This is a genomic window from Anaerococcus degeneri (assembly GCF_017874475.1).
GTDB lineage: Bacteria > Bacillota > Clostridia > Tissierellales > Peptoniphilaceae > Anaerococcus > Anaerococcus degeneri.
This window is the reverse complement of record NZ_JAGGLO010000004.1, coordinates 157,110-167,177: the sequence shown is the minus strand read 5'-3', so window position 1 is coordinate 167,177 and position 10,068 is coordinate 157,110. Positions and strand designations below refer to the sequence as shown.

At 35.9% G+C, this 10,068-nt stretch carries 10 protein-coding genes; all 10 read left to right on the top strand.

Annotated elements, in window-relative coordinates; genetic code table 11:
• The coding region (locus J2Z38_RS06070) for a transposase (RefSeq protein ID WP_209773854.1) at positions 1-132 on the top strand (132 nt) is incomplete at its 5' end.
• A 182-nt stretch (positions 133-314) separates the two neighbouring features.
• On the top strand, positions 315-1,328 hold the full coding sequence (locus J2Z38_RS10545; RefSeq protein WP_225304634.1) for an SHOCT domain-containing protein: 1,014 nt from the start codon (positions 315-317) through the stop codon (positions 1,326-1,328).
• A 98-nt stretch (positions 1,329-1,426) separates the two neighbouring features.
• Positions 1,427-2,149, top strand: coding sequence for an ABC transporter ATP-binding protein (locus J2Z38_RS06060; RefSeq protein WP_209773818.1), 723 nt, complete (start codon positions 1,427-1,429; stop codon positions 2,147-2,149).
• Positions 2,142-3,788, top strand: a complete 1,647-nt coding sequence (locus J2Z38_RS06055) for a hypothetical protein (protein WP_209773809.1) — start codon at positions 2,142-2,144, stop codon at positions 3,786-3,788. The genes J2Z38_RS06060 and J2Z38_RS06055 overlap by 8 nt, the downstream gene beginning before the upstream one ends.
• A gap of 66 nt (positions 3,789-3,854) precedes the next feature.
• Positions 3,855-4,649, top strand: coding sequence for a nucleoside hydrolase (locus tag J2Z38_RS06050; RefSeq protein ID WP_209773807.1), 795 nt, complete (start codon positions 3,855-3,857; stop codon positions 4,647-4,649).
• A complete protein-coding gene (locus J2Z38_RS06045; RefSeq protein WP_209773805.1) occupies positions 4,640-5,134 on the top strand; it encodes an FUSC family protein in 495 nt (164 codons plus the stop codon). The genes J2Z38_RS06050 and J2Z38_RS06045 overlap by 10 nt, the downstream gene beginning before the upstream one ends.
• A gap of 148 nt (positions 5,135-5,282) precedes the next feature.
• Positions 5,283-5,828: an ECF transporter S component gene (locus tag J2Z38_RS06040; protein WP_209773803.1), complete on the top strand. Its 546-nt coding sequence runs from the start codon at positions 5,283-5,285 to the stop codon at positions 5,826-5,828.
• A 53-nt stretch (positions 5,829-5,881) separates the two neighbouring features.
• Positions 5,882-6,517, top strand: a complete 636-nt coding sequence (locus tag J2Z38_RS06035; RefSeq protein WP_209773793.1) for a CpXC domain-containing protein — start codon at positions 5,882-5,884, stop codon at positions 6,515-6,517.
• A gap of 49 nt (positions 6,518-6,566) precedes the next feature.
• The gene (hemZ, locus tag J2Z38_RS06030; RefSeq protein ID WP_209773790.1) at positions 6,567-7,868 is read left to right on the top strand and encodes a coproporphyrinogen dehydrogenase HemZ; all 1,302 of its coding nucleotides are present in this window, start codon (positions 6,567-6,569) and stop codon (positions 7,866-7,868) included.
• A 2-nt stretch (positions 7,869-7,870) separates the two neighbouring features.
• Positions 7,871-9,271: a beta-Ala-His dipeptidase gene (gene pepD / locus J2Z38_RS06025; RefSeq protein WP_209773788.1), complete on the top strand. Its 1,401-nt coding sequence runs from the start codon at positions 7,871-7,873 to the stop codon at positions 9,269-9,271.
• The last annotated feature ends 797 nt before the right edge of the window (positions 9,272-10,068 follow it).

Here is a 10,068-nt window from a genome sequence, read left to right as displayed (position 1 = left end):
GAGTATTCTAATGGTGCTATTGAGGGGATAAACAATTACATTAAGGTTTTAAAGAGAGTGGCGTTTGGTTACAGGAATTTTGCGAATTTTAGAACAAGAATACTTATTTCAAGAAATTTATTTGCTAGTTAAAAATCGGGGATAGAAATTTCTATCCCGATAAAGAATGTAGTTGATTTTTAATTACCAACACGATTTGACAAAGAACCAAAAAATTTCTTGGATATATAATGATTATAAAAATATTAAGTTGATTTATGATATAATTAAATTATTAAAATAGATCAATAAAATAGAAAATAATTGAGGTAATTATGGAAAATAAGCAAATTGTAAAAGAATATATGCTAGAAGATATCATAGGTAAGTCTATACAAGTTCCAGGAGTTAAGGTTGATAGAAAAAAATTTCTTGCAGAAGAATTTAGTGGTTATTGTGAAAGTTTGGATGAATTAATAGACAAGGGTCCTATAGGAATAGGAATGGATCAAAAAACACTTGATATAATTGCTAGTAAATTGATTTTTAAAAGAACTAGCCAGTCGTCAATGGCATCATTTGTAACTGGGCTTCCTGGAGGTTTGGCAATGGCTGCAACAATACCAGCTGATGTCTTGCAATTTTTTGCCATGGCTTTAAGACTTGCCCAAGAATTATCCTATATATACGGAGGAAGTGATATTTGGACAGATGGGGCAGTAGATGATGAGAAAGTTAGAAACCAGCTCATCTTATATTCTGGCGTAATGTTTGGGGTATCGGGAGCTGTTTCTGGTCTTAGGGTCTTATCTACACAAGTGGCTAGAACAACAATGAAAAAAATTCCGCAAAAGGCCTTAACTAAGACAATATGGTATCCTATAATAAAGAAAATATCTAGTCAGATTGGTATAAAAATGACAAAAACAACCTTGGCAAATGGGGTATCAAAAGCAGTTCCAGTTGTAGGAGGGGTAATATCTGGATCATTAAATTTTGCATCTATGATGCCAGCTGCAAAAAGATTAAAAGTCACCCTTGAAGAATCTTGCTTTAATTATAGTGATGAAAAATATAATGAAGATATAGAAGTTTTATTAGAAGTAAGTGAAGAGGAAACAGAAGATGAAAATAAATTTATTCCTAAAGAAAAACTTTTGGAAGGATTAGATTTTACTAAAAATAGCCTTAATTCATTAAAATCAAAGATTAAAATAGGGAAAAATATATCAAAAGATAATACAGAAGATCCCTATGAAGAAATTAAAAAGTTAAAAGAATTATTAGATATGGGCATTATAAGCGAAGAAGAATTCGCTATGAAGAAAAAAGAGCTCTTGAATTTATAAATAATTATTTATAATTTTTAGGGTTTTATATTATCCATATCTGAAAATATTTAATGTATAATAAAATGAGAAGCTTATTTAAATAAGAAAGGAATTATATGATAGAAGTAAAAAACTTTACCAAGGAATACACAATCGAAAAAAAGGCGGTTGATGATATTTCTTTTGAGGCTAAGGATGGGGAAATTTTTGGATTCTTAGGCCCTAATGGAGCTGGCAAATCTACTACCATCAAGTCAATTGTAGGGATAAATTCAAAGACTAAGGGCGAGATTTTTATCAATGGTATCCGCCTAGAAGACGACCCAATGGCATACAAGAACCAGTTTTCATATGTGCCAGATAACCCAGAATTATTCGAAAATTATTCAGGAAATGAATATATAAATTTCATCGCAGATATATATGGTATTGACACCGAAACAAGGAAGGAAAGGCTTGATTATTACCTAAACTTTTTTGACATCAGAGATGCTATGAAAGAGCAAATCTCAACCTATTCTCACGGTATGGCTCAAAGGCTTGCTATAATCGGTGCCCTAATCCACGACCCACAAGTTTTAATCCTTGACGAGCCAATGGTTGGACTTGATGCTAAGTCTGCCTTTAATCTAAAACAGATTTTAAGACAAAGGGCAAATGAAGGCAAGTGCGTCATGTTTTCTACCCACGTTATGGAAGTTGCCCAAGAACTTTGCGACAGAATTGCAATTATATCCAAGGGCAAGATTATAGCCATGGGGACTCTCGATGAAATAAAACACATCGCCAATAACGACGGAACACTAGAATCAATTTTCTTGGAGCTTACAGATGAATAGAAATATCCTAACCCTTGCAAAATACAGCCTAAAGGAGTCATTTTTCCCTTATATGCCAAGGAAAACTGTCCCAAATATGCCAAAATCATATTTAGGAAGGCTTTTGCTTTTATTATGGACTTATGTATTTTTTGGAGCGATTTTTACAGGTGTTTTTAAGGCGAGTGCCTTCCTTTATGTGGCAAATAACATGGACTTTATGTATTTTACAAGCTTTGCCATGTCCATGACCCTAATGGTCTTTCTATTTTACCTGCCACAAATTTTCTCAAACCTCTACACCAAGTCGGCCATAGCCAATTATCAGACTATGCCTATTAGGGAGGGCGAACTCTTTGTGGGCAAGGCTTTTGGTGGAGTTTTGAGTTTTGCTGACTTTTTACTATATTTAGTAATTGGTCTTGTAATTTATTTTGGGGAAGCAGGATTTGATCCTTGGGTTTTAGTCATGGGATTAATATTGTATTTGCCAATGGTTTACCTTCCTTATGGGATTCTGTCACTGTTCTTACTTGTAATAAAAAAGTTTACCAATGTAAATAGGCACGCAAAACTTTTCAAGACAATTGGCTATTTAATCATGTTTGGCATTATGGGAGTGATTTACTACTTTTCTTTTTCCGCTTCAAATCCACAGGCAATGGGAAGAATGAATATAGACATAAATCAAATCACCCAAACCTTAAGCATGGTCTCAAATGTATTTTTCAATGCAAAAATATACGGTCTTGCAATTGCGGGAACAATGACCCAAAGGCTTATTTTTACAGGCCTTCTTTTGGGATTGTGTTTGGTTTTGGCCTTTATTTCCTATAAGATTGCTGATAAATTTTATTATGAAGCTGTCTTTGACGAACACCTTGACACATCAAAGAAAGAAGCAACTCCAAGTAAGGATATTAAAATCGAAGCAGGCAGCCAATTTAAGGCGATTTTCAAAAAAGACTTAGAGACCCTCTTTTCAAATATTGTCTTTTTGTCAGGACCTCTTGGCATGGTCATGGTTATCTTAGTTATGGGCTTTGTCCAAGCGAGCCGTGCTATGGAAGAATCGGGAGCCAGTCCAACCAGTCCAGAATTCCTCCTATTTGCCTTTTTGATTTCTCTTGGAGTTGGGCTTTTCATCTGGATAAACGGTGGTCTTGCCAATACCGCCCTATCAAGGGAAGGCAAGAGTTTTTACCTCATCCAGACCCTGCCAATTGACCCAAAAAGCCATATGAGGGCGAGATTTGCCGCATCTTACCTAGTTAGCTGCGGGATAAACCTAATCCTTGCCATAGCCTTTACCCTTATTTTAAAACTAACAATATTAGGTGGTTTGGTAATCTTTTTAGGACTTTGCCTAACAGGAGCGTTTGCAACTATGATTAGCCTTTATTTTGGGACTTTTATGGTTTACACCCAGTGGAAGAAACCTCAGGAAATCCAGCAAGGCGGAGGATTAAAGGCTGTTTTAATCTACCTAGGATCTCTTGTTATAATGGGACTTTTGGGCCTTATGGTTTTTGCAATAACAGAAGCTACCGACAATATAATGATAGGAGCAGGTACCGCCTTCCTTGTAGTTTTAATTATTTCATTCTTAGTTTATAAAGCCTGTCTAAAAAAATATACAAAGGGCTTTATGGATGTATAAAATAAAGATCTCAGATTTAAAAAGCTGGGATTTTTTAGTATAGTAAGTAAGCAGAAAGGAAGAATTATGGAATATCAAAAACCCTTTATTTATATAGATACAAATTTCAGTCCGGCTGACGGACTTTTTATAAAAATGGCTCTAGATTCATTTGATTTTGAACTTGTGGGCCTATCTTCAAACAGGTCCTACATGTCAAGTGCTGCTGCAGGGGAAAATATCCTAGGTCTTGTTAATAATGAGGATTTATACTTGTCTGTTGCCAGAAATTATGATGACAAAGAATCAAAATTCGATGAGGAAATTTTCACCGCCGTGGGGGACTATCTTGAAGATATGGACGCCTATGAAAATCTCTATGACTTGGCATCTGATTGTGGAAGGCTTGATATAATCGCATCTGGCGACCTATCTAATATAGCCAAGGCTTGTCGTGAATTTGAAGATTTCACCGACTTTATTGACCATATTTTCTTATCAATCCCAGACTTAAAAAGTCTAACAAAAGAAGAATTAACAGACCTAGATTTGATTTTATCTTCAGGTATAGAATTATTTGCCATCGACCAAAACTTTGCCAAAGATTTTATATTAGAGGAAAAAGATTTGAAAAATATTTTAAAAAATCATCCACAAATGGAAAAACTTTTGAAATCCTACGACCAAGAACCGCTAATAGGGGCCCTCTTACTCTACCTATCCCAAAGGCCAGAAGCCTTTATCTTTGAAGAAGCGGGCCTTAAGGTCAATTTTGAGGAGAAAATTCTAGAAAAAGTAAACTCAAGACCAAAGGCCTATCTGGTAAATAAGGTCAACGAAGAAAGTTTTTACGATTATATAAGAGCCATCCTATGCGACTAAAATTTCCAGGACCAAGGATAAGAAAAACAGGCCTTGCCGTCCTCATTTCCATGATAATTTCCTATTATAGGCCTGGCGAAGGACTCGCCTTTTATTCGGCCATTGCTGCCATAATTTGCATGCAGCAAAATGTCCACCAAACCTTTCACAAGGGCCTAGGCAGGATTATAGGAACCATTTTTGGAGGCACCATGGGCCTTATTTATCTTTTGGCCTTTCCAGCTGGATCTATTCCAGAAATCGCAAGGCTAATTATAATTGCAGGCCTTGTTACAATAATTATTTGGATAATGGCATCGGTTAATAAAAAAGATGCCGTATCCATAGCTGGCATTGTCTTTTTGTCAGTTACAATAAACCACGCTGGCGACCTTGTGCCCCTAAATTTTGCTCTAAGTAGGATAATCGACACCTTAATTGGCGTCCTTGTGGCATTTTTTGTAAATTATATAGATTTTAAAATTAAAGAAATTTCTGAAATCTGAAGATGTTTAATCTTGATAATTATAAAATTTATTTACTTGAGTCCTGTTTTGATTATCAATTAAGAAATATTTAGATAAAATTTTCACGAGTTTCCTATTTATGGTATACTATATAGGACGTAATGTTAGAAAAGTAAAAGGAGTTAGTATGAAAAAACTAAGCACACAGAAACTTGTATATATGGCGCTTTTTGCGGCTCTAGTATACATATTTTCAAGATTTTTCCAAATCCCTATAGTGACCCCTCTTGGCCAGACTAGGTTTCATTTAGGAAATGTATTTTGTCTTTTGGGCGGTCTTTTATTAGGACCAGTCTATGGCGGTATCTCAGCAGGTGTAGGTTCTGCGCTCTTTGATTTATTTGATCCGGTATATTTTACAAGTGCACCAATCACCTTTATCACCAAGTTCGCTATGGCCTTTGTTGCAGGGATGATTTACAAGAAAAGAGATAAGGTAGTAAATACACCAAAGCTAGTCCTTGCAAGTGCCCTAGGACAAATCACTTACGTAATCCTATACCTTGGCAAGACCTTTATTAAAAACAGGATGGTCCTAGGACTTACTATGGAAGCAACCATGGCAGAAGTCATCCAAAAGGGATCAGTGTCAATGGTAAATGCAGTTATTTCTGTAATTGTAGCCACAATTTTAGCCATTCCTCTTCTTAAGGCTGTAAAATTTGAAGACTAAGCCCAGTTTTTGGGTAAATATAAATTAAGCTTAAGAAAAGAGAAAGGTTTGATATGGAAAGAAGAGAAAAAGTATTTAAAATAACCTGCCCTAAGTGCGGCCACAACTTTGAAAATACCCTGCCAACAGCGATTTTTCCGCTGGGAGAAGATAGGGAAAAGATTATAAAGGGAGATTTTGCGACTATAACTTGTCCTGATTGTGGAAATGATTTTATCCTAAATTATCGCTTCGCCTACACAGACGAGGTCAATCTTTTTATGGTTGTAAATGATCCAGCCTTTGTGGACAAGAAGGCAAGGCTTGCTTTTTCAACAGGTCTAGGCCTTATTGGGGCAGCTAGAAAAGACGAACTTATTAAACATACCTTAAGATTAACCTATGATTACAAGGCTCTTAGAGAAAAAATCAACATCTTAGAGATGGGCCTTGATGATAAGGTAATCGAGCTTATGAAATATTTCCTAATCAACAGCGAAGATTTCGCCTACAAGCCAGAACAAATCAAGGACTTTATCTTTACAGAAGATAAGGAATTTTATTTGGAAACAGTCCTAAATGTGGGGCTTAAACTAGAGTTTTCCGACATTCTTTATGAAACAATCGTAAATAATTATGGAGACCTTATTAAAAAAGATATGAACCTATTAGTAGACAGGGCCTGGGCGGAAAACTTCCTAAAGGCATAATAAAAAGGGGCTTAGGCCCTTTTTTGCTTGAAAAATTTGTGGGGGAAAGATGAAAATATACCTTGATGATGAAAATAAAAGAAAAATAGCCTATGACATCCTAAATATTTTCCTAGACCACGAGGAAATTAATTTTGTGGAAGATGAAAACCAGGCTGATATCAAAATTAAAGACGACTTAGTAAATATTTCTGGGAGGAATTTTCCCTACAAAACCAACCAAGATTTAAAGGGCATTTTATATGACATTTTGGTAGAAAAAACAGGCTATCAGTCGCCTTGGGGGACTCTTACGGGCTCAAAACCGTCAAAACTTTTGAAAAATAAAAGCCTAAGTGAAATCAAAAATATTTATAAATTGTCAGATGAAAAACTAGAACTTTTGGAGAAGGTCGCAGAAAACCAGGATAGGCTTGATATCTCTCCAGATGATTTTAACCTTTATATCAACATTCCTTTTTGCCCGACCAGGTGCGATTATTGTTCCTATCCGACTTTGATCGGGGCCCACCACGACAAGGGGGACTATGTGGACTATCTTATAGAGGAAATTGAGGGGGTAAACTTGCCTGAAAAGCTTGATGCCATCTACATCGGCGGCGGGACTCCTTCATATCTGACAGGTCCTCAAATCGAAAAAATCCTTGTGGCAATAAATAAGAAATTCACCTACAAGGAATTTACCTTTGAAGCTGGCAGGGAAGATACACTGGATTTTGAAAAATTAAAAATCCTTAAAGATGGTGGAGTTTCAAGGATTTCCCTTAATCCTCAAACCTTTAATGGTGAAGTTTTAAAAAAATTAAACAGGGATATTGATATGGACCATTTCTTGGATATTTATAAGGCCGCAAAGGATTTGGGTTTTATTGTAAATATGGATTTTATAGTGGGTCTTGAGGGAGAAAGTGCAGATGATTTTGCCAAAAATTTTGAAATCTTAAAAAATCTCCTTCCAGATAATATCACCTTCCACGCCTTGGCCATAAAATCAGGTTCTAAGTATAACGAGGCTGGAAAAACCGGACAGAGGGCGGATTCCCTAAAAATAGCTGAAAAAATTGTGGATTTTACCAAAAAATACTCCTACCAACCTTATTATTTGTATAGGCAAAAAAATATAATTTCCAACCTAGAAAACGTGGGTTATCAAAGAAATAATACTGCCCAGAGGTATAATGTAATTATTAATGAAGAAATCGGCTCAATTTTAGGCCTGGGTATGAATGCCAATTCCAAAATGATTTCTGGTAAAAAATTTAGAAATCCAAGAAATCTTAGGGATTATTACCAGGATTTTGAAAAAAATCTTTCGGCCAAAAATGAGCTTATAAAAGAGATAAGGAGATAAAAATGAATTACTCTGACCAAGTTTTAAAATATTTTAAACAACTAGCAAAAATTCCTAGAGAATCTGGCAACGAAAAAGAAGTTTCAGATTTTTTGGTAAACTTTGCAAAGGAAAGAAATTTAGAAGTCGTTCAAGACGATGCTCTAAACGTAATTATTAGAAAACCAGCAAGCGAAGGCTACGAAGATCGTGCAATTGTTGCCCTTCAAGGCCACATGGATATGGTTTGTGTGAAGGTTGAGGGATCTGACCACGATTTTGAAAAAGATCCAATCAAATTATTAGAAGAAGACGGCTGGATTACAGCAGATGGGACAACTCTTGGTGCTGACGATGGTATTGGCGTTGCCTTTATCATGGCAGTTTTAGATGACGACAGCCTAAAACACGGCCCAATCGAAGCAATTATTACAACCGAAGAAGAAACTTCAATGGGAGGGGCTGGCAAGCTTGACCTTTCTCAAATTACAGCCAAATATCTTGTAAATATCGATTCTGAAGAAGAAGGAATCCTTACAGTAGGTTGTGCAGGCGGACTTGACCTTGAAATCGAATTTGATAAGAAATTCGAAAAACCAGAGGACGACTTCATAGAAGTTGGCTTAAAGGGCTTTGCAGGCGGCCACTCAGGCATGGAAATTGACGAATTTAGATTAAATACCAATAAAACTCTCGGAAGACTCTTAGAAGGTATCGAAGGCCTTCAAATTGCGACAATCCAAGGCGGAGTAAAGAGAAATGCCATCGCTTCTTCTGCAAAAGCCATAGTTGGAGTTCCTAACAAAAAAGAGGCAATCAAACTTATAGAAGAAAGAATAAGAGAAGTTAAAAACGAATACAAAGACGTTGACCCAAATGGGGAAATTTGGGTTAAGGAAGGATCTTTCGATGGGGAAGTCCTAACAAAAGACCTTTCCAAAAATATAATCGACCTTCTTTTTGTAATTCCAGATGGCCTATACAAAAAAGTTGGAGATTCAATCGTAACATCTTCAAACCTTGGCCTAATAGAAGATAGGGAAAATATAATTTGGATTTCTTCAATGTTTAGATCAGAAATAGACTCCCAAAAATTCTATAAGGCAGCCATTTCAAAGAAAATCGTAGAAAGGTTTGGAGCTAGGGCAGAGATCACTAGCGAATATTCAGGTTGGCAAAGAGAAGACAGCCCAATAATTGACCTCGCCAAGGAAGTTTGGAAAGATGTTCATGGCGACGAAATGCAAATCGCCACCACCCATGGCGGCCTAGAATGCGGACTCTTCAAGAAAACCCTAAAAGACACCGAAATGATCTCCTTCGGCCCAGAAATAGAAGGCGCCCACAGCCCAGAAGAAAGAGTAAACATCAAATCAATCGCAAATAATTTTGAATTCTTAATAGAATTATTAGAAAGAATCTAAATAAAATCAAAACATAAATCAAAATCATCCCTTTAAACAAAGGGGTGGTTTTTCTATGGAGATAAGTAGGAAAAAATTAAGGAAATATTTAGAAATTTAATAGTTTGAGATGTTGACGATGCAATTACAGAAAATTTGACATAGAGAACGATAGAGATCTCTCACATACGTTCGAGATGGTTATACCTGTTCCAGTTACTTTAAAGGTATATAAACTCATATACAATTAAATATCGATTCAAGAAATGTTTGGAAAAGCCAATCGTTCCAAGCAAACTCTAAAATCTCGAGACCTATTCTTCCCTTTATCGGGCAAAGATTTCTAATCTAGGTCACCGTTACAAAAATCGTATTGTTTGAGCGATAGCGAGTTTACGATTTTTAGGTGACCGATGATTAGAAATCAGTGGGGAAATACGAAAATTAAAACGAAGTAATTCCCTTTATAAATTAAGCTTGCTGAAAGCAAGCTACATTATCAGCCCTCCGCCAAGGAGCCGTTTGGGGGTGTAAGGAAAGGGAGGGTTCGGGAGGGAAGCGATGAGGGACCATACGGAAGGTCCCTTAGCGTCCCTCCCGATTACGAAGATTCAACTGTAAGTAGAATGATAATTTATATTTTTAAGTTACGATGAAATATACTAGTAATCACCATTCAATGAAATAAAAATCTAATCATTAAAAAGAAAAAATAATAATTAGTAAAATATAAATAAATATAATAATCTATACAATTAGATAAACTAGCTAATCTAAAATATCCTGGATATTTAATGGGAAAAAATCGTTTGCAAATT